18 protein-coding genes are annotated in these 25,173 nt (G+C 64.4%); 16 read left to right on the top strand and 2 right to left on the bottom strand.

Going from position 1 to position 25,173, the window contains the following annotated elements:
- Positions 1-43: 43 nt before the first annotated feature.
- From proS to dnaE, 4 genes are read left to right on the top strand one after another with little or no spacing between them, the layout of a single operon-like run.
- Entirely contained in the window at positions 44-1,333 is a 1,290-nt protein-coding gene (gene proS / locus BLW40_RS00310; RefSeq protein WP_074764413.1) for a proline--tRNA ligase, read from the top strand.
- A 22-nt stretch (positions 1,334-1,355) separates the two neighbouring features.
- Positions 1,356-2,603: a lipoprotein-releasing ABC transporter permease subunit gene (locus BLW40_RS00305; protein ID WP_074764411.1), complete on the top strand. Its 1,248-nt coding sequence runs from the start codon at positions 1,356-1,358 to the stop codon at positions 2,601-2,603.
- The gene (locus BLW40_RS00300) at positions 2,596-3,288 is read left to right on the top strand and encodes an ABC transporter ATP-binding protein (RefSeq protein ID WP_074764409.1); all 693 of its coding nucleotides are present in this window, start codon (positions 2,596-2,598) and stop codon (positions 3,286-3,288) included. The genes BLW40_RS00305 and BLW40_RS00300 overlap by 8 nt, the downstream gene beginning before the upstream one ends.
- Before the next feature lie 51 nt (positions 3,289-3,339).
- Entirely contained in the window at positions 3,340-6,804 is a 3,465-nt protein-coding gene (gene dnaE, locus BLW40_RS00295; RefSeq protein WP_074764407.1) for a DNA polymerase III subunit alpha, read from the top strand.
- A gap of 139 nt (positions 6,805-6,943) precedes the next feature.
- Here the strand turns inward: dnaE and recG are convergent, their stop codons facing one another.
- Positions 6,944-9,028, bottom strand: a complete 2,085-nt coding sequence (gene recG / locus BLW40_RS00290; RefSeq protein ID WP_074764405.1) for an ATP-dependent DNA helicase RecG — start codon at positions 9,026-9,028, stop codon at positions 6,944-6,946.
- Positions 9,029-9,099: 71 nt separating this feature from the next.
- Here recG and BLW40_RS00285 point away from each other — a divergent pair, with 71 nt between their 5' ends.
- The 12 genes from BLW40_RS00285 (at position 9,100) to BLW40_RS00230 (ending at position 24,150) form a co-directional block, all read left to right on the top strand.
- Positions 9,100-9,375 carry an FAD assembly factor SdhE gene (locus BLW40_RS00285; RefSeq protein ID WP_074764403.1) on the top strand — a complete coding sequence of 92 codons (276 nt, stop codon included), beginning with the start codon at positions 9,100-9,102 and terminating at the stop codon, positions 9,373-9,375.
- Entirely contained in the window at positions 9,372-12,857 is a 3,486-nt protein-coding gene (gene mfd / locus BLW40_RS00280) for a transcription-repair coupling factor (RefSeq protein WP_074764401.1), read from the top strand. The genes BLW40_RS00285 and mfd overlap by 4 nt, the downstream gene beginning before the upstream one ends.
- A 45-nt stretch (positions 12,858-12,902) precedes the next feature.
- A complete protein-coding gene (locus BLW40_RS00275; protein ID WP_074764399.1) occupies positions 12,903-14,108 on the top strand; it encodes a pyridoxal-phosphate-dependent aminotransferase family protein in 1,206 nt (401 codons plus the stop codon).
- A gap of 130 nt (positions 14,109-14,238) precedes the next feature.
- The gene (locus BLW40_RS00270; protein ID WP_244511004.1) at positions 14,239-15,279 is read left to right on the top strand and encodes a lytic murein transglycosylase; all 1,041 of its coding nucleotides are present in this window, start codon (positions 14,239-14,241) and stop codon (positions 15,277-15,279) included.
- A gap of 20 nt (positions 15,280-15,299) precedes the next feature.
- Positions 15,300-16,298, top strand: a complete 999-nt coding sequence (locus BLW40_RS00265; protein WP_083386549.1) for a septal ring lytic transglycosylase RlpA family protein — start codon at positions 15,300-15,302, stop codon at positions 16,296-16,298.
- A gap of 108 nt (positions 16,299-16,406) precedes the next feature.
- Entirely contained in the window at positions 16,407-17,570 is a 1,164-nt protein-coding gene (locus tag BLW40_RS00260) for a D-alanyl-D-alanine carboxypeptidase family protein (protein WP_074764395.1), read from the top strand.
- A 5-nt stretch (positions 17,571-17,575) separates the two neighbouring features.
- Positions 17,576-18,220: a dTMP kinase gene (tmk, locus tag BLW40_RS00255; protein WP_074764393.1), complete on the top strand. Its 645-nt coding sequence runs from the start codon at positions 17,576-17,578 to the stop codon at positions 18,218-18,220.
- Entirely contained in the window at positions 18,217-19,308 is a 1,092-nt protein-coding gene (locus BLW40_RS00250) for a DNA polymerase III subunit delta' (RefSeq protein ID WP_074764391.1), read from the top strand. Before tmk ends, BLW40_RS00250 begins: the two co-directional genes overlap by 4 nt.
- A 46-nt stretch (positions 19,309-19,354) precedes the next feature.
- On the top strand, positions 19,355-20,911 hold the full coding sequence (gene metG / locus BLW40_RS00245) for a methionine--tRNA ligase (protein ID WP_074764389.1): 1,557 nt from the start codon (positions 19,355-19,357) through the stop codon (positions 20,909-20,911).
- Between the two features lies 1 nt (position 20,912).
- Positions 20,913-21,689 carry a TatD family hydrolase gene (locus tag BLW40_RS00240; protein ID WP_074764387.1) on the top strand — a complete coding sequence of 259 codons (777 nt, stop codon included), beginning with the start codon at positions 20,913-20,915 and terminating at the stop codon, positions 21,687-21,689.
- Positions 21,686-22,462 (top strand): MBL fold metallo-hydrolase, encoded by a 777-nt coding sequence (locus tag BLW40_RS00235; RefSeq protein WP_074764385.1) that lies wholly within the window; start codon positions 21,686-21,688, stop codon positions 22,460-22,462. Before BLW40_RS00240 ends, BLW40_RS00235 begins: the two co-directional genes overlap by 4 nt.
- Positions 22,453-24,150 (top strand): monovalent cation:proton antiporter-2 (CPA2) family protein, encoded by a 1,698-nt coding sequence (locus BLW40_RS00230; protein WP_074764383.1) that lies wholly within the window; start codon positions 22,453-22,455, stop codon positions 24,148-24,150. Before BLW40_RS00235 ends, BLW40_RS00230 begins: the two co-directional genes overlap by 10 nt.
- A gap of 159 nt (positions 24,151-24,309) precedes the next feature.
- Here BLW40_RS00230 and BLW40_RS00225 read toward each other — a convergent pair whose 3' ends face one another.
- Complete coding sequence (locus BLW40_RS00225) at positions 24,310-25,143, bottom strand: phytoene/squalene synthase family protein (protein WP_074764381.1); 834 nt, start codon at positions 25,141-25,143, stop codon at positions 24,310-24,312.
- Positions 25,144-25,173 lie beyond the last annotated feature (30 nt).

Below are 25,173 nucleotides of genomic sequence, written 5' to 3'. Positions count from 1 at the left end.
AAAGTCCGCGCTTTCCAGCCTTTCCCGATTCCAGAGGACCGTCATGCGCCGTTCCAGCTTTTTCCTGCCGACCCTGAAGGAGACTCCGTCCGAGGCTCAGATCGCCTCGCACCGGCTGATGCTGCGGGCCGGGATGGTCCGCCAGTCGGCTGCGGGCATCTATTCCTGGCTGCCGTTGGGCCTGAAGGTGCTGCGCCGGATCGAGCAGATCGTGCGCGAGGAGCAGGACGCCGCCGGTGCTCAGGAATTGCTGATGCCGACGATCCAGTCGGCCGACATCTGGCGGGAAAGCGGGCGCTACGATGCCTATGGCAAGGAGATGCTGCGCATCCGTGATCGTCACGACCGCGAAATGCTGTTCGGGCCGACCAACGAAGAGCTGATCACCCAGTTGTTCCGCGACAACGTCAAGAGCTACCGCGACCTGCCGAAGATCCTCTATCACATCCAGTGGAAGTTTCGTGACGAGGTCCGTCCCCGCTTTGGCGTGATGCGCGGCCGCGAATTCCTGATGAAGGACAGCTATTCCTTCGACCTGGATTTCGAAGGCGCGAAAAAGTCTTACGAGACGATGTTCACCGCCTATCTGAAGACCTTCAAGCGGATGGGTCTGACCGCGATCCCGATGCGGGCGGATTCCGGCGCGATCGGCGGCAACCTTACCCACGAATTCCACATCCTGGCCGAGACCGGCGAAAGCGGCGTGTTCTATGACGTCGCTTATGACGAGCTGGCGGCGAAGGGCGAGATCGACCTGGAAGCGCTCGACCGCCTCTATGCCGCCACCGACGAAAAGCACGTCCCCGGCGCGCCCGGCGTTCCGCCTGCGGAACGGTTGCGCGAGGCGCGCGGGATCGAGGTCGGCCACATCTTCTATTTCGGCACCAAATATTCCAAGGCGATGAACGCGGTGGTGCAGGGGCCGAACGGCGAGCCCGTCGCGGTCGAGATGGGGTCGTATGGGATCGGCGTGTCGCGTCTGGTCGGTGCGATCATCGAGGCCCACCATGACGAACGCGGCATCATCTGGCCCGCCTCGGTCGCGCCGTTCCAGGTCGGACTGATCAATCTGAAGAGCGGCGATGCCGCCTGTGACGCCGTCTGCGAAGACCTTTACGCCAAGTTGGCGAAGGCGGGGATCGACACCCTGTACGATGACCGCGACGACCGTGCCGGGGTCAAGTTCGCCGATATGGACCTGATCGGCCTGCCCTGGCAGGTGGTGGTCGGACCCAAGGGCGTTGCCGCCGGGATCGTCGAACTGAAGAACCGCGCGACCGGCGAGCGGGTCGAACTGTCGGCCGAATCGGCTCTGGCCCGTCTGGCCGAATAAGGCCACTGTTTGGGAGACCCCGATGATCTTTGGTTCGTTCGAGCGGATGGTGGCGTTTCGCTACCTCCGGGCCCGGCGCAAGGAAGGCTTCATTTCGGTCATTGCCGGTTTTTCGCTGGCGGGAATCGGATTGGGCGTCGCCACCTTGATCGTGGTGATGGCGGTGATGAACGGCTTTCGCCATGAATTGCTGGGCCGTATCCTGGGCATCAACGGCCATATCGGGGTTTATGGGGCCTCGGCCCCCTTGTCCGAATTCGATTCGCTGACGGATCGAATTCGGGCACTGACCGGCGTAACAATGGTGATCCCCACCGTCGAGGGGCAGGTGTTCGCCTCGTCGCCCGGCGGGGGCGGCACGGGCGCGATTGTGCGCGGCGTCCGGCCCGAGGATTTGCTGGCCCGCCAGATTTTCTCCCGCAACTGGCGCGGCGCACCATCCGAATTCAATGGCGAGGATTCGGTCGTGCTCGGCTATCGTCTGGCGGAAAAGCTGGGCGTGGCGATCGGCGATACCGTGACGTTGATTTCGCCCAAGGGTAGCGCCACCGCCTTTGGCACCGTGCCCCGGATGCGGGGCTACCGGGTCGCGGGAACCTTCAATGTCGGGATGTTCGAATACGATTCCGGCTTCGTTTTCATGCCGTTGCCCGCGGCGCAGACCTTCTTCCGCCTCCCCGGTGCGGTGACCCAGATCGAAGTGTTCCTCGACGATCCCGACCGGGTGCCGACCACCCGGCGCGAACTGACCGAGCTGACCGGCGGCTCGGCCCGGATCTATGACTGGCAGCAGGCCAACGCCAATTTCTTCAACGCGGTCCAGGTCGAACGCAATGTGATGTTCCTGATCCTGACCCTGATTATCCTGGTCGCCGCCTTCAACATCATCTCCAGCCTGATCATGCTGGTGAAGGATAAGGGGCGCGACATCGCGATCTTGCGGACGATGGGGGCGACGCGGGGAATGATCATGCGGATCTTCTTCCTGTCGGGAGCTTCGGTCGGGGTGGCCGGAACCGTGTTCGGCACCGCGCTCGGCGTGTGGTTCGCCACCCATATCGAGGCGATCCGCCAGTTCATCCAATCGATCATCGGCCGCGAATTGTTCGCCGCCGAAATCTATTTCCTGACCCAACTGCCCGCCCGCGTCGAAACCGGCGAGGTGGTGACGGTGGTGCTGATGGCACTCGGGCTGTCTTTTGCCGCGACGATCTATCCGTCCTGGCGGGCAGCGCGGCTCGATCCGGTGGAGGCGTTGCGCTATGAGTAAGGCCCAGCAGACCGAAGGATTGCGGCTGTCTGGCATCCGCCGCCGCTTTAGCCAGGGCAAAGACGTCCTCGACGTTCTGTGCGGGGCCGATCTCGCGATCCAAAGCGGCGAGATCGTTGCTCTGGTCGGTCCGTCGGGGGCGGGGAAGTCGACCCTGCTGCATATCGCCGGATTGTTGGAGCGCCCCGATCAGGGCGAGGTGTTCCTGGCCGGGATTTCCGCCGGGGATCAGAGCGAGGCCGAGCGGACCCGTCTGCGTCGGCTTCATCTCGGTTTCGTCTATCAATTCCATCACCTGCTGCCGGAATTTTCTGCCGCCGAGAACGTGATCCTGCCGCAGATGATCGCCGGGATCGCCAAGGGGCAGGCGCGGGTGCGGGCGATGGACCTGCTCGACCGGATGGGGCTGGCCAACCGCGCCGATCATCGCCCCGGCCAATTATCCGGCGGCGAGCAGCAGCGGGTGGCGATCTGCCGTGCCCTTGCCAACGGGCCCAGGGTTCTGCTGGCCGACGAACCGACCGGCAATCTCGATCCCCATACCGCCGAATCCGTCTTTGCCGAACTGATCGCCCTGGTGCGCGGAACCGGGGTCGCGGCCTTGATCGCGACCCACAATCCCGATCTGGCCCAACGGATGGACCGGGTGGTAACGCTCAAGGACGGCGTGCTGGTCGCGGGATAGGAGCCGGTCGCTCCCATCCCGATTCCATCTTTTCCGAGCGGAGATACGCCCTTGGCCGCCTGTGCCGATTTCGTCCATCTTCGCGTTCACACCGCCTTTTCGCTGTCCGAAGGCGCGATCAAGATCAAGCAATTGGTCAAGGCGTGCGAGAAGATGGCGATGCCGGCGGTGGCGATCACCGATACCGGCAATCTGTTCGGTGCGTTGGAATTCTCGACCTATTGCGCCGATGCCGGAATCCAGCCGATCGTCGGGGTGCAATTGGCGATCCGCCGCGAGGACGGCGCGCCGACCCGCGACGGGCGGCGGCCTGACCCCGATCCGCTGGTGCTGTTGTGCCAGAACGAGGCAGGCTATCTCAACCTGCTGAAACTCGTTTCGAAAGCGTTCCTGGAGACCGAGGGGGGCGAGGTTCCCCAGGTTGCGGTTGATGACCTGGAAGAGCGCTCGGGTGGGCTGATTTGCCTGACCGGTGGTCCGGCCGGGCCGGTCGGGCGGTTGCTGTCCGAAGGGCAGGGCGATAAGGCCGAGGCCCTGCTGACCCGGCTGTCCCAAGCCTTTTCCGGTCGGCTCTATGTCGAGCTGATGCGCCATGGTCTGGAGGTCGAGGACCGGATCGAGCCGACCCTGATCGATCTGGCCTATCGTCTTGATCTGCCCCTGGTCGCCACCAACGAGCCTTATTTCGTCGATCGCGGCATGTATCGGGCTCACGATGCCCTGATCTGCATCGCTGACGGCACCTATGTCGCCGAGGATCACCGCCGCCGCCTGACCCCGGAGCATTATTTCAAGTCGCCTGCCGAGATGCGGGAGCTGTTCCAGGATCTCCCCGAGGCGATCGACAACACCCTGGCGGTGGCGCGCCGCTGCGCCTTCATGGTGACCAAGCGCAAGCCGATCCTGCCGCCCTTCCATATGGACGGTCTGACCGAGCCGGAAGTGCTGCGCAAGATGACCTTGGACGGTCTGGAAAAGCGGATGTGGAAGCATGTCTTCCGCCCCGGCATGACCGACGAGGAACGCGCCGAGATCGCCCGGCCCTATCGCGAGCGGACCGAATATGAGCTGGGGATCATCAATCAGATGGGCTTCCCCGGTTACTTCCTGATCGTTTCCGACTTCATCCAATGGTCGAAGGGGCATGGGATTCCGGTCGGGCCGGGCCGTGGTTCCGGTGCCGGTTCGGTGGTGGCCTGGGCTTTGACCATCACCGATCTCGATCCGCTGCGCTGGGGCCTGCTGTTCGAGCGGTTCTTGAACCCCGAACGCGTCTCGATGCCTGACTTCGACATTGATTTCTGTCAGGACCGCCGCGAAGAGACGATCCGCTATGTCCAGGAGCGTTACGGCTACGCCCAGGTCGCCCAGATCATCACCTTCGGTAAGCTCCAGGCCCGCGCCGTGCTGCGCGACGTCGGCCGGGTGTTGCAGATGCCCTATGGACAGGTCGATCGCCTGTGCAAGCTGGTGCCCAACAATCCGGCCAACCCGGTCACCCTGGAACAGGCGCTGGAAAGCGAGCCGCTCCTGAAAGAGATGAAGGAGCGTGACGAGACCGTCGGGCAACTCCTTGATCTGGCGATGAAACTGGAAGGGCTGTACCGCCACGCCTCGACCCATGCCGCGGGTGTCGTGATCGGCGATCGCCATCTAGACGAGTTGGTTCCGCTCTATCGCGATCCGCGCTCGGACATGCCGGTGACCCAGTTCAACATGAAGTGGGTGGAATCCGCCGGTCTGGTCAAGTTCGACTTCCTGGGCCTCAAAACCCTGTCGGTGATGCAGACCGCCGTCCGACATATCAAGAATACCAGTGGGATCGAGGTCGATCTGTCGGCGATTCCTCTGGACGATACCCGCACTTACGAGATGCTGACCCGGGGTGATACCGCCGGTGTGTTCCAGTTGGAAAGTTCGGGGATGCGCGACGTGCTGCGCAAGATGGGACCGAACCGTCTGGAGGATCTGATCGCGGTGGTGGCGCTGTACCGCCCCGGCCCGATGGACCAGATTCCGCGCTACATCGCCTGTAAGCATGGCAGCGAGATGCCCGATTACATGCATCCGCTGCTCGAGCCGATTCTGACCGAGACCTTCGGGATCATGGTCTATCAGGAACAGGTGATGCAGATCGCCCAGGTTCTGTCGGGCTATTCGCTTGGCGGCGCCGATCTGTTGCGCCGGGCGATGGGTAAGAAAATCCGCGAGGAGATGGAGGCCCAGCGCAAGCAATTCGTCGATGGCGCGGTGGCCCGGGGAGTCGATGGCGCCCAGGCCTCGATGATCTTCGACAAGGTCGCGAAGTTCGCCGAATACGGCTTTAACAAATCGCACGCTGCCGCCTATGCCCTGATCGCGTATCAGACCGCGTGGTTGAAGGCCAATTATCCGGCCGAGTTCATGGCCGCGACGATGACCTATGACATGAACAACACCGACAAGCTGAACGGACTGCGCCAGGAACTGGATCGGCTGAACATTCCGCTGTTGCCGCCCGATATCAATGCCTCGCGCGCCGATTTCGCGGTCGAGCGGGTCGCCGATGGCCGTTCGGCGGTGCGCTATGCCCTGGCCGCGCTGAAAAATGTCGGCGAAGGAGCGATGAAGGCGCTGATCGACGAGCGCGATCGCGGCCAGCGGTTCCGCGATCTACCCGACTTCGTCGCCCGGATGGACGCCCGCCTGATCAATCGCCGCCAATTGGAAAACCTGATCAAAGCAGGCGTGTTCGATTCGATCGACCGCAACAGGGGGCGGCTGTTCCGCAATGCCGACACCCTGGTCCGCACTGCCGCCCAAGCCGCCGAGGACCGCGCCAGCAGCCAGATGAGCCTGTTGGGGGGAACCGATCAGCCGACGCTGAAGCTGGAGGCCGGTCCCGACTGGTCGCCGCACGAGAAGCTCAACATGGAGTTCGAGTCGGTCGGGTTTTATCTCTCCGCCCATCCGCTTGACGCGTTCGCTAAGAGTCTGAAGCGTCTCAACGTCCTGAAGGTCGCCGAATTGCCGCGTCACCTGATGGCCGGGGGCAAGGGGCGGGTGCGGTTGGCCGGATCGCTGCTGTCAAAGCAGGAGCGGGTCTCGGCCAAGGGGTCGCGCTATGCCTTCCTGCAATTCTCGGATTCCTCGGGCCTGTTCGAGGTCACCTGCTTTTCCGAGACGCTGGCCGCCGCCCGCGACTTGCTGGAAGCGGGCGGCGCCTTGCTGCTGGAGGTCGATGCCAAGCTCGAGGAAGAGCAATTGCGGATGACCTGTCAGCGTATTGACTCGCTCGATCAGGAAGCGGCCAAGGCCGCCGCCGGAATCCGCGTCTTCCTCGAAGACGATGCCGCAATTCCGGCGCTACGCGACCTGATCGACGGCGTGGGACGCGGCCGCAATCGTGTCGCCATCGTCGCACGGATCGACGGGCGCGAGGTCGAAATGGGCCTGAAATCGACGATCGCGATTACCCCGGCCTTCATGCTGTCGCTGCGCTCGATCGCCGGGATCGCCGAGGTCGAGGAAATTTAGGCGTAAGTCCGAAGAAGCGGGCTCTGCCCGCGCCCGCAAGGGGCCACCGGCCCCTTGACCCGGATCGGATCAGGATCGGGTTCCAAGGGCGTTTGCCCTTGGTGGGTGCAGGGCAAAGCCCTGCGATCTTTCCTCACACCTATCCCGACCGCAACGTCCGGATCGCGGCGTCGCGTTCGAACAGATAGAGCAGAACCCGCAGCGCCTCGCTGCGTTTGCCGGTCAATTCGGGATCGCGATCGAGGATCAGGCGGGCATCGTCGCGGGCGATCTCGAGCAGGTCGCCATGGCGGTCGAGGTCGGCGAGATGGAATTCGGGCAGACCGCTTTGGCGGGTGCCGAGGATTTCTCCGCCGCCACGGAGGCGCAAATCTTCTTCGGCGATGACGAACCCGTCCTCGGTGGCGCGCAGGATTTCCAGCCGGGCCTTGGCGACCTCGCCCAAGGGGTGGCCGTAGAGCAGCAGGCAACTCGAGCGCCCGCTGCCGCGTCCGACCCGTCCGCGCAATTGGTGCAACTGGGCGAGGCCAAAGCGCTCGGCGTGCTCGACCACCATCACCGTTGCTTCGGGGACGTTGACGCCGACCTCTATCACGGTGGTGGCGACCAGGATATCGATCTCTCCGGCGGCAAAACGCTCCATCACCGCATCGCGGGCCGGCCCCTTCATCCGTCCGTGGACCAACCCGACCCGGTCGCCAAACCGTTCGGTCAGGGTGTGGTGGCGCTCCTCGGCGGCGGCGAGGTCAAGCTGTTCGGATTCCTCGACCAGCGGGCAGACCCAATAGACCCGCGCACCACCGGCGACGGCGCGGCCGACCGCCGTCACCATCTCGTCAAGCCGGGCCAGCGGAACCACCCGCGTGTCAATCGGTTGACGCCCCGGCGGTTTCTCGTCCAGACGCGAGGCATCCATGTCGCCATAGGCGCTGAGCAGCAGGGTGCGCGGGATCGGAGTCGCGGTCATCACCAGCATATCGACGGCGAAGCCCTTCGCCGCCAGATCGAGACGCTGATGAACCCCGAAGCGGTGTTGCTCGTCGATCACCGCCAGCCCAAGGTCGCGGAAGGCGACGTCGTCCTGGAACAAAGCGTGGGTGCCGATCAGCAGGTCGATTTCGCCGGTCGCCAGCGCCGCCAGCAGCTTCTCCCGCGCTTTGCCCTTATCGCGGCCGGTCAGCAGGGCGAGGTGAATTCCGGCGGCTTCGGCCAGCGGAGCCAGGGTGGCGAAATGCTGGCGGGCGAGGATTTCGGTCGGAGCCATCAGCGCCGCCTGGGTACCCGCCTCGATTGCGGTCAGCATCGCCAGCAGGGCCACCACCGTCTTACCGCTGCCGACATCGCCTTGAAGCAGCCGCAGCATCCGCAGCGGCTCTGCCATGTCGGCATCGATTTCGGACAAAGACCGGTCCTGCGCCCCGGTCAGGCGAAAGGGCAGGGCCGCCAGCACCTTAGACCGCAAGGCTCCGGCGGGGGCGGCCAGTGAGCGCCCTTTTTGCCGCCGCAGATTGGCGCGGACCAGTGCCAGGGCCAGTTGGGTCGCCAGCAATTCGTCGTAGGCAAGGCGGCGGCGGGCCGGACCATCCGGGTTCAAGGCTCCGGCATCGTCGGGGCGATGGACCGCCAGCAGTGCCGCCCGCCACGACGGCCAGGTCTGCCGCGCCAGCCAAGCCGGGTCTTGCCATTCCGGCAGATCGGGAGCGCGGGCCAGCGCCGCCGCCGCCGCCTTGGCCAGCGGGCGCTGGGTCAGTCCGGCGGTGAGGGGATAGACCGGCTCGACCACCATCACCTCGGCTTTGCGCTCGGGGAGAACGATATGGTCGGGATGGGGGAAATTGATTTCGTTGTTGAAATGTTCGACCAGTCCGCTGACGACCCGGATCTCGCCCTCGGGCAATTGGCGGCGCAGCCAATCCTCGCGTCCATGGAAGAATACCAGATGGGCAAAGCCGGTCTCGTCGGCGACGCGGACGCGATAGGGCCGCCTTGGCCCATCGCCGGGGAAATGAGCCTCGACCCGGACCGTCACCGTCGCCACCTGACCGGGCGGGGCGTCGATCAGGTGGGGCGAAAAGCGGCGGTCAACCACCGAGGACGGCAGATGCCACAGCAGATCGACGACCTTGGCCCCCACCAGCTTTTCATACAGAGGGGCAAGACGTGGACCCACTCCCGGCAACGCGGTGATCGGGGCGAACAGCGGAAACAGACATTGAGGGCGCATCGGACGGCTGACAGCGGCGAAGAAGGGTTCTATCCTAACCGGCTCTGATCCCGACGCAATGCCGGAACACGATGTCCGAACCCAGCCAGTCACGATTTAAGCGCCTTTTGTTCCGCGCCCATCACATGGGCTCGAACGAGAACGACATTCTCTTCGGCCGCTTCGCCGCGCGCCGTCTGTCCAGCTTTACCCCGGACCAGCTTGACCGCTTCGAGCATCTGCTGGGCCAAACCGACAGCGATCTGTTCGATTGGGTCACCGGGAAAAGCCCGGTCCCCGACGCGTTCGATCACGATGTGATGGCGATGATTCGCGAATTCGTTCAGACCGAAGCGTCGATCCCTTGACCCTGCCGGACTCTTTCCTGTCGCAACCGGGCCGAATTACCCTGGCGGGAACGCCCGAGGGCAGCGATGCCCTGGCTCTGGCGGAACTGGCCCGCGCCCATCCCCTCCGCGATTTCCTGTTCGTCGCCCGCGACGATGGGCGGTTGGCGCGGATGGTCGAGGCGCTGGCCTTCTTCGCGCCCGATCTGACGATCCTTGATTTCCCCGCCTGGGATTGCGTGCCCTATGACCGGGTGTCGCCCCATGTCGATGTGGTGGCCCGGCGAGTTGATACCCTGGCCCGGCTGGCCGAACGCTCGGCCGGTGCGCCGGGCGTGGTGGTCCTGACCAATGTCGCCGCCCTGGCGCAGCGGGTGCCGCCACGCGAATCGCTCTCCCGCGCCAGCCTGACCGCTCGGGCCGGGGCCCGGGTGCCGCTCGGCAAGCTGATCTCGTTTCTGGAACATACCGGTTATGTCCGCTCCGACACCGTGATGGAAGCGGGCGAGTACGCCGTGCGCGGCGGGATCGTCGATCTGTTCCCGCCGGGATCGCCCGAGCCGCTGCGGCTCGATTTCTTTGGCGACGAGATCGAGGCGGTCCGCGCTTTCGATCCGATGAGCCAGCGTACCACCGGCCCGGTCGATGGTTTCGTCTGTCGCCCGGTCAGCGAGGTGACGCTGGACGAAGGCTCGATCGCCCGCTTCCGCGCTGGCTATCGCGAATTGTTCGGGGTGGTGCAGGGGGCCGACCCGCTCTACGAGAGCATCTCGGCCGGGGTCAAATTCACCGGGATGGAACATTGGCTACCGTTGTTCCACGACGGACTCGATACCCTGTTCGCCTATCTGCCCGACGCGGTGGCACTGCTCGATCCCCAGACCGACCAAGCCCTGGCAGCGCGCCAAGAACTGGTACTGGAATATTACGATGCCCGCCGGACCATCGACGGGTCGGGGCAGATCGAATCCGGGATGGTCTATCACCCGCTGCCGCCGCCTCTGCTTTATCTCGAAACCGAGGAATGGACCCGGCACTTGGCGGCGCGCCCGGTGCTGTTGCTGTCGCCGTTCGATTCGGTCGAGACCGAGTCCAGCGCCGCAATCGACATGAAGGGACGGATCGGGCTCGATTTCGGCGAAATCCGGACCCGTCCCGGCACCAATCTCTACGATGGGGTGCGCGAGCGGATCGAGGCTGAAATCAAGGGCGGACGCCGGGTGGTCATCGCCGCCTGGACCCATGGCTCGCGCGACCGCCTCGGCGCGGTGCTGAAAGATCGCGGCTTAAAGGGGATCGAGTCCGTCGAAAGCTGGGCCGAAGCGCTTGCGTTGGGACCGAAGCGGGTCGCCGCCTTGGTGCTGGGGCTCGATCACGGCTTCGTCACCCCCGATCTGGCGCTGATTACCGAACAGGACATCCTGGGCGACCGTCTCGCCCGTCCGGCGCGCAAAAAGAAAAAGGGTGCCCAGTTCATTGCCGAGGCGTCGGCGCTGTCCGAAGGCGATCTGGTCGTCCATGTCGAGCATGGCATCGGCCGGTACGACGGTCTGGTCGCGCTCCAGGTCGCCGGAGCCCCGCACGATTGCCTGCGGGTGATCTATGATGGCGGCGACAAGCTGTTCGTCCCGGTCGAAAATATCGAGGTGCTGACCCGCTTCGGCTCGGATCAGAGCGGGGTGGCGCTCGACAAGCTGGGCGGTACAGCCTGGCAGGCGCGCAAGGCCCGGCTGAAGAAGCGGATTCGCGATATCGCCGACCAATTGATCCAGGTTGCCGCGCTGCGTCAGTTGCGCCAGAGCGAGAGTCTGGTTCCGGCCGAAGGGCTGTACGACGAGTTCTGTGCCCGCTTCCCCTGGGTCGAGACCGAAGACCAGTTGCGGGCGATCGAGGAAACCGTCGCCGACATGGGCTCGGGACGCCCGATGGATCGCTTGATCTGCGGCGATGTCGGTTTCGGTAAGACCGAGGTGGCGCTTAGGGCCGCCTTCGTTGCCGCGCTTCAGGGTTTGCAGGTGGCGGTGGTGGTGCCGACCACCCTGCTGGCCCGTCAGCATTACCGCACGTTCCGCGAGCGCTTCCAGGGGCTGCCGGTGCGGATCGAGCAATTGTCCCGGCTGGTCACCGCCAAGCAGGCGTCCGAGACCAAGGCGGGGCTGGCCCAGGGCACCGTCGATATCGTCGTCGGCACCCATGCCTTGCTGGCGAAGTCGATCGGGTTCAAGCGGCTGGGGCTGCTGATCGTCGACGAAGAGCAGCATTTCGGCGTCGCCCATAAGGAACGGCTGAAACAGCTCAAAGCCGATGTTCACGTCCTGACCCTGAGCGCGACGCCGATCCCGCGCACCCTGCAACTGGCGTTGTCGGGGGTGAAGGAAATGAGCGTGATCGCGACCCCGCCGGTCGATCGGCTGGCGGTGCGGACCTTCATCCTCCCCTATGATCCGGTGGTGCTGCGCGAAGCGATCATGCGCGAACGCTATCGCGGCGGACAGGTGTTCTATGTCTGCCCGCGTCTGGCCGATATCGACCATGTTGCCGACCGGCTGGCGAAACTGGTGCCCGAAGTCAAGACCGCCGTCGCGCATGGCCGCCTGTCGCCGTCCGAACTGGAAGAAGTGATGGTCGCCTTCGGTGATCGGCAGTATGACGTTCTCCTTTCGACCAACATCGTCGAATCCGGTCTCGACATGCCCAGCGTCAATACGTTGATTATCCATCGCGCCGACATGTTCGGCCTTGGCCAGCTTTATCAATTGCGCGGTCGGGTCGGGCGGGGAAAGGTGCGCGGCTATGCCTATTTCACCCTGCCCAACGACAAGGTGCTGTCGAAGGCGGCGGAGAAGCGGTTGCAGGTGATGCAGACGCTGGATTCGCTGGGGGCGGGATTCCAGTTGGCCAGCCACGATCTCGATATCCGCGGCGCGGGCAATCTGCTGGGCGACGAGCAATCCGGCCATATCCGCGAGGTCGGTATTGAGCTGTACCAACAGATGCTGGAAGAGGCGGTGGCGGCGGCGAAGGGCGGTCTGGCCAGCGATGCCGCTGAGGAATGGTCGCCGCAGATCACCCTGGGCAGCCCGGTGCTGATCCCGGAAACCTATGTCGCCGATTTGTCGGTTCGCCTCTCGCTCTATCGCCGGATTGGCCAGTTGGACGAACAGGGCGACCTCGACGCCCTGGCCGCCGAACTGATCGACCGCTTCGGCAAGTTGCCGCCCGAGGTGGAAAATCTGCTCGAAGTCGTTGCAATCAAAGCTTTGTGCAAGCAGGCCGGAATCGAAAAAGTCGATTCCGGGCCAAAGGGCGCAGTGGTGACCCTGCGGGGGAACCTCTTCGCCAATCCCGCCGGGCTGGTCCAATATGTCAGCCGTGCCGCCGGATCCTGTAAAATACGTCCAGACCACAAGCTGGTCTTCCTGCGTGACTGGGACGACCCGGCCAAGCGGGTCAAAGGCTTGCGATCCGTTATCGCCAAATTGGCTGAACTGGCCCGGGCGTAATCTTAGTGAAGTTCAGCCGAACGTCATTCAACCCCAGGACATGAGATGAAATACCCCAAGCCCCCCAGTGTGATCCCGCTCGACAATATCCTGCCTGACGAACCTCTGCTGATGATGGGTGCCGGTCCGGTGCCGATCCCGCACAAGGTCGCCAGCGCCAATTCGGTGGTGATCAATCATCTGGGCGAGACCATGAGTCAGGTGGTCGAGCAGGTCAAGGTGATGTCCCGCTATGTCTTCCAGACCAATTCCGGACATGTCCTGGGCGTGTCCGGACCGGCTTCGGCGGCGATGGAGATGGCGATCTGCAATCTGGTCGAACCGGGGACGCAGGTTTTGAGCATCCGCAACGGTCTGTTCAGCGCTCGCCTCGCCGAGATGGCGACCCGGGTCGGCGGCGACGTGACGATTCTCGATGTTCCCGACAAGCAATCGGTCAGCCCCGAAGCGGTCGAGAAAATCCTGAAGACCGGCGGGTTCTCGGTGCTGACGGTGGTGCAGGGCGAGACCTCGAACACGGTGTGGAACCGCGATCTGGCCGAAATCTGTCGGCTGGGCAAGGCGTATGGCTGCCTCAACGTCGTCGATACCGTCTGTACCCTGTCGACGATGCCGATGGAAATGGACGATTGGAGCGTCGATGCCGTCATCACCGGTGGGCAGAAGGGGCTGTCGTCGATTCCCGGCGTCTCGCTGATTGCCTTTTCCGACGATGCCTGGAGCCGGATCGAGCAGCGCAATGCCCCGATGGCGCATTGGTGCCTCGACGCCCGTCTTGCCGACAAGTTCTGGAACCAGAAATCCTATCACTACACCGCCCCGGTTTCCGGCGTTCTTGCGCTGCACGAGGCGTTGCGGCTGATCTGCGACGAAACCCTGCCGGCCCGTTTCCGCCGTCACGCCGTCTGTTCCGCCGCGTTGCAAGCGGGGATCGAGGCGATGGGGCTGGAGCTTCTGATCCCGGCCGAGGCGCGGTTGAATTCCGTGGTGGGGATCAGCGTTCCCGACGGGGTCTCCGCCGACCGGATCCGCCACATCATGTCCGAGATGTACCGGGTTGAAATCTCTGGGGCTTTTGGCCTCAATATTCTGCGGATCGGTCAGATGGGCGAACAGAGCCGGACCCACAACCTGTCGCGGACTCTCCATGCACTGGGGGCTGGGGTACGGGTGGCCGGGGGACGGGTGGATCCGCCCGCCGGGATGGCCGAGATGGAGCGGGTTCTCGCCGCCAACATCGAACGGCACTGACCGCTTTCGACAAAAGGGGATGGCCGCCATTGCGATTGGACCCGGATTCGTGGCAAAAGGAAGAGCGCATTTGACCACATCTTGGGGTGTCGCGATGGCGGGACCATCGAAATCTTGGCTGGCGATCGCGATGTCCCTCGGGTTACTGGCTTTGCCCGGCTGTGTCGGCGCAACCGACAGCCAGGCGGCGACCGATGAGAACAAAGCAGCGGTGGCGACTCTCTCGCCGCAGCCTCCGAACCCTTCCGAAGCGGCTTCGCCCCGCCGCGCCGACAATTTCTCCGCTTTTCTTGCCGAGGTCCGGGCTGATGCCCTGGCCGAAGGGGTGAAACCGGCGACGCTTGATGCGGCGCTTAGCGGGGTCGTCCATATCGACCGGGTGATCGAACTGGACCGCAAACAGCCGGAATTCTCGCTCAGCTTCGAGACCTATCTCGACCGGATCGTCACCCCGGCCCGTGTCGCCGAAGGAAAGCGCAAGCTGGAGGAAAACCGCGATCTGTTGGCCGCGATCGAGCGCCGTTACGGGGTGCAGCCCCGCTTCGTCGTCGCGCTGTGGGGAATCGAAACCGGATTTGGCCGCAATACCGGGGGCATGTCGGTGGTGTCCTCGCTGGCGACCCTGGCCTATGACGGTCGCCGCTCGGCTTATTTCCGCGGCGAATTGATGCAGGCGCTCAGGATTCTCGATCAGGGCCACATCACGCCTGCCGCGATGGTCGGCTCGTGGGCCGGCGCGATGGGGCAGTGCCAGTTCATGCCGACGACCTTCGTCAAATTCGCGGTCGATTGGGACGGCGACGGCCGCCGCGACATCTGGCGCAACCGGGCCGATGCCCTGGCCTCCGCCGCCAATTACCTGTCGTCTGAAGGATGGAAGGACGACCAGACCTGGGGGCGGGCGATCCAGATCCCGCAAGGTTTGTCGATGGAATTGGCCGGATTGGACAAGACCCGAACCCTGGCCGAATGGTCGCGGCTGGGAATCCGCTCCGCTGACGGCACGCCGTTGCCGCAGCGCGATATCCGCGCCTCGTTGATCCGGGCCGAACAGGGTAAGGGAGCGCCGTTTCTGGTCTATGATAATTTCAGAACGATCATGAAATGGAATCGCTCGACCTTTTTCGCTTTGGCCGCCGGTCATCTTGCGGACCGGATCGGCGACCGTTAAGATTCGGAACTCTTGAGTGGATGCCCGTGGGGAATGACCAGATGATGTGGAACGCGCGGCAGGCCTCGACACTCGCCCTGCTGATCGCGGCGGGCCTTTCGCTTGGCGGCTGCGCCGAGACGAATTTGTTCGGCCATGCCGCGAAATCGGCCTTGTCGTCGGGCGAGCCGCCTGCGGTTTCGTCCTCGGCGGTGCAGAATTACAAGGTCGGCAAGCCCTATCAGGTCGCCGGGGTGTGGTACTACCCGCAGGAGGATTTCGATTACGACGAAACCGGCATCGCCTCGTGGTACGGTCCCGACTTCCATGCCAAGCTGACGGCCAATGGCGAAGTGTTCGATCAGAACGCCGTCTCTGCCGCGCATAAGACCCTTCAGCTTCCCTGTATTGCCCGGGTAACCAACCTGGAAAACGGGCGCTCGATCATTCTGCGCATCAACGATCGTGGCCCCTTCGTCAATGGCCGCATCATTGATCTGTCGCGCAAATCGGCCCAATTGCTCGGGATGGAGGGCAAGGGCACCGCAAAAGTGCGGGTCGAGGTCTTAAACGAGGAAAGCCGGGTTCTGGCCGGAAAGCTAAAGCCGGATTCGACCGGAACCGAGCCGAAGGTCGCCTCGGCGGCTCCCCGCGGATCGGTGATTGCCGAGACCTTGCCCCCGCCGCCCGGCGTCGTGGCACGTCCTGGTGCCGATCAACCCGTCGCGGCCACTCCGTCGTCGCGGCGTGAGGTCGCCGCCGCCGAGGCCGATCTCACCAATCAGATCGTCAACACCGTTCCGGTCCAGCCGACCAGTCTTTATGTTCAGGCCGGCTCGTTTGGCCGCCACGACAATGCGTTGCGCCTGTCGGCGCGGCTGTCTTCAGTCGGCAAGTCGCAGATTCAACAGGCGACAGTGCAGGGCCGTACCGTCTATCGGGTCCGTCTCGGGCCGATCGCCAATGTCGAGGACGCCGACCGGATGCTTGACGCCGTTGTCGCCAGTGGCCAGACCGATGCCCGGGTGGTGGTCGACTGACGCCGCCTTTGATCCGGATCGGACAGGCCAGAATTCGTATTCCCCCCGCGCATCCTCGGTTCGATGTGCTTTGTTTTGTTACCAACTGACAGGTCGAAGACGTTGAAGATGCTCCCGCTTTTCCGCCGGTCGCTGCTTGCGGCCCTCGTTGCCGCCGGTCTGGGCCTGGATAATTCTGCGTCCGCCCAGTCCATCGATACCGCCGCTCGTCAGGCGATCATCACTGATTTCGATACCGGAACGGTGATGATGGAGAAGAACGCCGACGAGTTGATGGTGCCGTCGTCGATGAGCAAGTTGATGACCGTGTTCATGGTCTTCGAGAAGCTGAAATCCGGCGCCTGGAAGCCCGATGACGCTTTGCCGGTCAGCGAGACCGCCTGGAAGCGCCATTACAAGTCCGAAGGCTCGATGATGTTCCTGCCGGTCAATTCGACCGCGACCGTCGATGAGTTGCTGAAAGGGGTGGTGATCCAGTCGGGCAACGACGCATGCTCGGTGTTGGCCGAGGCCCATTCCGGCAGCGAGGAAGCCTTTGCCGAGGCGATGACCCGCCGCTCGCGCCAGATCGGTCTGACCCACTCGACCTTCCGCAACGCCAGCGGCTGGCCCGAGCCCGACCACATGATGACCGCCCGCGATCTGTCGGTGCTGTCCCGTCACATCATTGCCGATTTCCCCAATTATTATCCGCTGTTCAGCCAGATGGAGTTCGTTTTCAACGGCATCCGTCAGGGCAACCGCAATCCGCTGCTCTACGGCACGCCGGGTGCCGATGGCTTGAAGACCGGACATACCCAGGCGGCCGGGTTCGGTCTGACCGCGTCGATCAAGCGCGGCGACCGCCGCATCATCATGGTGTTGAACGGCCTGGGCAGCATGCAGCAGCGGGCCGACGAATCGCGCCGTCTGGCCGAATGGGCCTTCCGCGAGTGGGACCGCTATCCGCTGTTCCGCGCTGGCGAGGTGGTGGTTCCCGACGCCCCGGTGTGGATGGGTGAAGCCCGCACCGTCACCTTGGCGGCAAAGTCCGATCTGGCGGTGACATTGCCGCGTCGGGCTCGTCCTGACATGAAGGTTTCGGTCGTGTTCAACGGCCCGATTCCGGCTCCGATCGCCGCCGGTACCGAAATCGGCAAGGTCGTCGTCACCGCGCCCGGCCTGTCGACGCTGGAAATGCCGCTGGTGGCCGTCGCCGACGTCCCCCGCCTGGGCTTTGGCGGGCGTCTGGCCGAAACGATCCGGAGCTTCTTCTCGGGCTCGCAGAGGTAGGACCCGTGACGCAGCCGCCGAATCCGGGACGGTTGATCACCTTCGAAGGCGGCGAGGGGGCAGGCAAGTCGACCCAGGTCGTCTTGCTGGCCCAGGCGCTGCGATCGCGGGGACTGAGCGTCGTCACCACCCGCGAACCCGGCGGTTCGGACGGAGCCGAAGCGATCCGCGCCCTGCTGGTCTCGGGCGAACCCGGGCGGTGGGACGGGATCACCGAGGCTCTGCTCCATTTCGCCGCCCGTCGCGATCATCTGCTGCGCACGATCTGGCCCGCCTTGCAGCGGGGCGAGTGGGTCGTTTGCGACCGGTTCGCGGATTCAACCCTGGCCTATCAGGGCTTTGGCCATGGCCTGTCGGCCGAGACGATCGGCAGCCTGTATCGGATTGCGGTTGGTCGTTTTGCTCCCGATCTGACCCTGGTGCTCGACCTGCCGGTCGAGGAGGGGTTGGCACGGGCCGGGATACGCGGTGGCGCCGAAGACCGTTACGAACGAATGGAATTGGGCTTTCACCAGCGTCTGCGCCAGGGGTTCCTGGGCATCGCTGCCGACAATCCCCGTCGTTGCGCCGTGATCGACGCCAGCCCGTCCGCCGAAACCGTGCATCGGATCGTGCTTGAAACGGTCGAAGCGCGGCTGTCCCCCCCATGAGCGAAATTCCGCCGCCGCGCGATTCCGCCGATCTGTTCGGCCATGAAGCGGCGGAACGGGTTCTGCTCGATGCCTGGTCGTCGGGTCGATTTCCCCATGCCTGGCTGATCTGCGGACCGAAAGGGATCGGCAAGGCGACCTTGGCCTATCGGATGGCCCGCTTTGTCCTGGCGGGCGGCGGCGGGCCAAGCCTGTTCGGCGACGCGCCATCGTCTCTTGCCATTGCTCCCGATCATCCGGTGTTTCGTCGGGTGGCGGCGCGGGGCCATGCCGATCTCGATGTCGTCGAACGCGGCTGGGCCGACGACCGTCAGACCCGGTTGCGCTCCGAGATCGTGGTCGAGGATGCCCGCGGCATCGGGTCGTTCCTGTCGCTCACCCCGGCCGAGGGCGGCTGGCGGATCGTCATCATCGATTCCGCCGATGAGATGAACCGCAATGCCGCCAATGCGGTTCTGAAGGTGCTTGAGGAACCGCCTCGCAATGCCTTGATGTTGTTGGTTTCTCACTCGCCGGGGCGGTTGTTGCCGACGATCCGGTCGCGCTGCCGCCGCCTGACGTTGCGCCCGTTGCCCGAGGCGATCGTCACCGACCTTTTGGCCCACCACCGCCCCGATCTGACCGAATCAGACCGCGCCGCCCTGGCTCGTCTGGGCGAGGGCAGCATCGGCAAGGCGCTGGCGCTGGCCGAAGCGGGTGGCCTCGACCTCTATCGCGACATCGTCAACCTTCTGTTGACACTGCCGCGGCTTGATCTTCCCGCCCTTCATGCCTTTGCCGATCGGGTCTCGCGGCCCGAGGCGGGCGAGGTGTTCGCGACGATGTCCGAATTGCTGTGCTGGTGGCTGGCCCGGATGGTCCGCAATGGCGGGCGGGCGGGCGAGGGGAGCGGAATCGAGGTGGTTTCGGGGGAAACCGCGCTGATCGAGCGCTTGCTGGCGGCGGCCTCTCTTGAACAATGGTTGGAGGTGTGGGAAAAGATCAGCCTCATGTTCGCCCGTGCCGAGGCCGTGCATCTCGACCGCAAGCAAGTTCTGCTGGGGGCCTTCTTGACCGTGGAGCGTCTGGCGCGCCGCGCGTCTCGCTAGTCGCCGCTTGCCGGGTGTTCGCAAGACCAGACGGAGGGACCGCCGAATGACCGGGGCCGCAGCCTTTTATGTCACGACACCGATCTATTATGTCAACGACAAGCCCCATATCGGCCACGCCTACACCACTCTGGCCTGCGACGTCATGGCCCGCTTCAAGCGTCTGGACGGGTTTGACGTCCATTTCCTGACCGGCACCGACGAGCATGGCCAGAAGGTCGAGAAGTCGGCCGAACTCGCCGGGATCACCCCGCAGGCGCTGGCCGATCTCAATTCGGCCAATTTCCGCGAGCTGGCCCGCCGCCTTGGCTGCTCCAACGACGATTTCATCCGCACCACCGAAGAGCGTCACCATGTCGCCTGTCAGGCGCTGTGGAACGAACTGATCCGCCGCGACGAGATCTATCTCGGCCATTACGAAGGCTGGTATTCGGTCCGCGACGAGGCGTTCTATGCCGAGGACGAACTGATCTCGGGTCCGGGCGGCACCCGCCTTGCGCCCACCGGCGCCCCGGTCGAATGGGTCAAGGAACCCAGCTATTTCTTCCGCCTGTCGAAGTGGCAGCAGCCTCTGCTCGATTGGTACGAAGCCAATCCGGACGCGGTGGCTCCGGCCTCGCGCTTGAACGAGGTCAGAAGCTTCGTCGCGGGCGGCTTGCAGGATCTGTCGGTTTCCCGCACCAGCTTCAAGTGGGGCATTCCGGTTCCCGGCGACGAGAACCACATCATGTATGTCTGGCTCGACGCCCTGACCAATTACATGACGGCGGTTGGCTATCCCAACACCCAAGGGGAGGAGTTCGCCCGCTTCTGGCCCGAAGTGATCCACGTCGTCGGCAAGGATATCGTCCGCTTCCACGCCGTCTATTGGCCCGCCTTGCTGATGGCGGCGCAATTGCCCCCGCCCAAGCGGGTGTTCGCCCATGGCTGGTGGACCAACGAAGGGCAGAAGATTTCGAAATCGGTCGGCAATGTGATCGATCCGCTGGGACTGATCGAGACCTATGGCCTTGATCAACTGCGCTTCTTCCTGCTGCGCGAAGTGCCGTTTGGCAATGATGGCGATTTCAGCCACCGCGCCATGATCGGGCGGATGAACAGCGAACTGGCCAACGATCTGGGCAATCTGGCCCAGCGGGTTTTGTCGATGATCGGCAAGAATTGCGGAGCCAAGGTGCCGACGCCTCAGGCCGAGCGGACCGAGGACGATTGCGCGATGTTAGGCGCGGCCGATGGGCTGCTGGCCTCGGTGCGCCCGCTGATCGACCGTCAGGCCTTCAACGATGTGCTGGAGACGATCTGGGTGGTGATCCGCGCCGCCAATGGGTACGTCGATCGTCAGGCGCCGTGGGCGTTGCGCAAGACCGATCCGGCCCGGATGGAGACGGTTCTGTACGTGCTGGCCGAAACGATCCGGACCGTTGCCACCTTGTTGCATCCGTTCATGCCGACATCAGCCGATCGGATGCTCGATCAGTTGGCGATTGATGCGGACAAGCGGGTCTTTGCCCGTCTGGGCGAGGCCGGGCGTCTGGTTCCGGGCACCGATTTGCCCGCGCCGCAGGGGGTGTTCCCCCGCTTTGTCGAGGAAACGGCAGGCTGACATGCTGGTCGATAGTCACTGCCACCTGGATTTTCCCGATTTCGCCCCCGATCTCGACGAGATCGTCGCGCGGGCGGGGCGGGCCGATGTCGGTCTGATGCTGAGCATCGGCACCCACATCACCCGCCATCCCCAGGTGCTGGCGATCGCCGAGCGGTTTGAGCAAGTGTATTGCAGCGTCGGCATCCACCCCCACGAGGCGGGGACCGAACCGGCGGCGACAATCGAGACTTTGTTGGCGCTGGCCGATCACCCCAAGGTGGTTGCGTTCGGCGAGACCGGGCTTGATTATTACTACGACAAAAGCCCGCGCGAGCGGCAGCGGGACTCGTTTCGGGTTCATATCGACGCCGCCCGCCGCGCCGGTCTGCCGGTGATCATCCATACCCGCGACGCCGATGCCGACATGGCGGCGATTCTCGAAGAAGAGATGGGGCAGGGGGCTTTCACCGGACTGATCCATTGCTTTAGCGCCGGTCCGGACTTTGCAGCCCTCGCGCTCCGGCTGGGATTGTATCTGTCCGCGTCGGGGATCATGACCTTTAAGACCGCCGACAGCCTGCGCGAGACCCTGGCGTCGGTGCCGCTCGACCGATTGCTGGTCGAGACGGACGCGCCCTATCTGGCCCCGCTGCCGCATCGGGGCAAGCGTAACGAACCGGCCTATGTCGCCTTGACCGCCGCCCGTCTGGCCGAAATCCGGGGGATTTCGCCCGCCGCCTTGGCCGAAGCGACCACGGCGAACTTTATGCGCCTGTTCACGAAGGTCGAGCGATGAAACTCACGATCCTGGGCTGCGGCGGTGCTGCCGGGGTGCCCGGGATTTCGATGGGGTGGGGCGGCTGCGATCCGGCCGAGCCGCGCAATCGCCGCCTGCGCTCCTCGATCCTGGTCGAAAGCGGTCCGACCCGGATTCTGGTCGATACCTCGCCCGATCTGCGCGAGCAATTGCTGGCGGCCCAGGTTCGCAGCCTCGACGCGGTGATCTACACCCACGATCACGCCGACCACCTCCACGGACTGGACGATCTGCGCGAGATCAACCGCGTCATTCGGCGGGCTTTGCCGGTCTGGGCGACCGACGAGACACTGGCGTCGGCGCAGGCCCGCTTCCCCTATGCCTTCGCCCCGTTCGATGACCCGTCCGGGCCGATCTTTCGCCCCTGGCTCGATCCCAAACCGATCGCTGGCCGGTTCCGTGTCGGGGACATCGACGTCGTGCCGCTCGATCAGGATCACGGCTATTGCCGTTCGCTGGGTCTGCGCTTTGGCGATGTGGCCTATTGCACCGATGTCGTCGCCTTTCCGCCCGAATCGTTTGCGGCTTTGCACGGCCTGGACCTGCTGATTGTCGGCTGTCTGGTCGATGAGCCTCATCCCACCCATGCCCATGTCGGTCGGGTGCTGGAATGGGTCGAAGCCCTGCGGCCACGCCGAACCGTGCTGACCCATCTGGGCTCGCGGCTGGATTACCAATCTCTCCTGGCCCGTCTGCCCGAAGGAATCGTTCCCGCTTATGACGGCATGATCCTCGAGACGCCATGCCGGTAACCGATCCCCAATTGGTCGTTCTGATCCTGCTGCTGGGCGCGGTGATGGTGGTGCCGCTGTTCCAGCGTCTGGGGATTCCCTCGGTGCTGGGCTATCTGGTCGCCGGGATCGCGCTCGGGCCCTATAACCCCGGCCCAGTCTCGATCAATGCCGAGATCACCCGCCCGCTGGCCGAGTTGGGGGTGGTGTTCCTGCTGTTTGCGATCGGTCTCGATCTGCCGTTCTCGCGCCTTCGCACCCTGCGACGATTGATCTTCGGGTTGGGGGTCTTGCAGGTGGTTCTGTGCGGAGCCGTCTTCTCCGGACTGGGCCTCGCCTTCGGCTTGACACCCCACGCGGCGCTGGTGGTCGGGGTGACGCTGGCCTTTTCCTCGACCGCGACAGTGCTGGCGATCCTGGTCGAACGCAACGAAGCGGTCAGCCATCACGGACGGATCGCGATTTCGGTGCTGATCTTCCAGGATCTGGCGGTGGTGCCGCTGCTGGTGCTGCTGCCGTTGCTGGCCAGCGCGCCGGACCGGATGGCCTCGGCCCTGGGGCTGGCCGGGATCAAGGCCGGGCTGGCGATCCTGGCGATCTATCTGGTCGGTCGGGTGATCCTGCGACCGGCCTATCGCTATATTTCTGCGATCCGTAATGCCGAGGTGTTTACCGCCGCCAACCTGCTGCTGGTGCTCGCGGTCGGGTGGCTGACCGCCCAGGCCGGGATGTCGATGGCGCTGGGGGCCTTTCTCGCCGGTCTGCTGGTCGCGGATTCGCCGTATCGCCATCAGGTCGAAGCCGATATCGAGCCGTTTCGTGGCCTGCTGCTCGGTCTGTTCTTCATGACGGTGGGGCTGTCAATCGATCTTCCCCATGTCGCCGCCCATCTGGGCCAAGTGATCGGATTGATGTTCGGCCTCATTGTGATCAAGACCGCGCTGATCGCGCTGTGCGGGGTGGTGATCGGGATCGGCATGGTCCAGTCGTTCCGGGTTGGCGTGTTGCTGGCGCAAACCGGTGAATTCGCCTTTGTCGTGTTTTCCCGCGCCGAAGAATTAAGCCTGCTCGAACGCGAACAATCGCAGACCCTGGTCGCGGCGGTGGTGCTGTCGATGGCGCTGACTCCAGCACTGGCCGGGCTGGGGCGGGCGGTGACGTTGGCCTGGCGCAAGCGGACGGCGCGCGACATGTTTCCCACCGCCGCCGAAGGCAAAAGCGGCCACGTCGTCATCGCCGGATATGGCCGGATCGGCCGTGCCATCGCCCGGATCTTGTCCGAACATGGCATCGATTACGTCGCGCTCGATCTCGATATCGACCGGGTGGCCAAGGCTCGCTCGGTCGGTCTGCCGGTGTATTATGGCGACGCCGGTCAACAGGGGGTGCTGCGCTCGGTCGGGATCGAGCGGGCGAGGGCGGCCGTCATCACCGTCAACAAGCCCCGGACCGCCGAACGGGCCGTCTCCCAAATCCGCGAGGCCGTCCCCGATCTGATCATCATCGCCCGCGCCCACGATCTGGCGCAGAAACAGATTCTGGGCGCCGCCGGTGCAACCGCCGTGGTGCCGGAAACAATTGAAGCCAGCCTGCAACTGGCCGGTCTGGTGCTGCGCTCGACCGGACTCGATGCCGAGACGGTCGAGCAGACCTTGCGCCGTCAGCGTCACAGCGCCGATCTGCCGCAAGGACCGGTTCCACTGGGATAAGCACAGGATCGGGATCGGCCCAAGAGCGCGGCCGTTCGCCCCTTTGAATTCCGACCTTCATATTCGCCATAATATACATTATGCGACAAATGGGGATCAGATAACGGCACCCCCGTTTGGGGTAAGAGCACCCTTCCCCGTCCATTCTCTCGTGCGATATCAAAGATGTCCGCGCCACGCGGTCCAAGCCAGGGCCAGCGGCCGAGGCCGGGTTCGGGCGACATCGGACCGCAGCGGGTTCCACTGCGCTCGCCGCAACGCCGCCGCATGGGCGTCGGCCTGGACCGCTGACAACAGCGCGGGCAACGCCGTTCGGGACACCCCCGGACGTCGGGACGCGACCAGATAATGTTCGGCCCGCTCCGCCATCGTCCGCGTCGCGGCGGCCAGACTGTGTCCGGTTGCCCGCCCGGCCAGGATCGCCTCGGCTCCACCCTCGGGCAAATGCGACATCGGCAATGTCACCCGGCCCAGGCTGGCGTGATAGGCCACCGCGCGCAGATGGCCCAGGATGCCCCAGGCCGACCCAACAGCGCGGATGGCGTCCTGTTCGGCCGCGCTATCGGCTCCCAGGATCGTCAATGCCAGCAGCCCCAGGGCGACCGGTCCGGTCGCGGCCAGACGGTCCGCTGCATCTGGATCAGCGGGCGGATCGGGATCGAAATCGGCTTCGCGGGCGATCAGAATCGCGTCGATCCGCTCGGGATCAAGCTGGTGGCGGGCGATCGCCAATCGCAGCGGCTCGACCAGCGGATGACCGGCCCCGCCCTGCCCGGCCAGCAATGCATCGCGCCACCATTGCAGGCGGATCAACCCGGCCAGCGGCTCACGGGCCTGTTCGCGGATTTTCGACAATTCGACGTTGAGGGCATAGAGCGCGAACAGGTCTTCGCGCCGGTCCGGGGGCGCGAACAAGACGGTCAGGAAGCGTTCACGGTCATCGCGGCGCAGCAGCGATCCGGCGTAAGACAGCCCCGGTTTCGGCGGTGGCAAGGCTCTGTCCCTTCCCTTCAAGACGTGTCA

Origin of the sequence: Magnetospirillum fulvum, assembly GCF_900108475.1 — a bacterium.
Classification (GTDB): Bacteria; Pseudomonadota; Alphaproteobacteria; order Rhodospirillales; family Magnetospirillaceae; genus Phaeospirillum; species Phaeospirillum fulvum_A.
The sequence above is the reverse complement of the archived record's forward strand: the minus strand, read 5'-3'. Positions and strand labels throughout refer to the sequence as shown.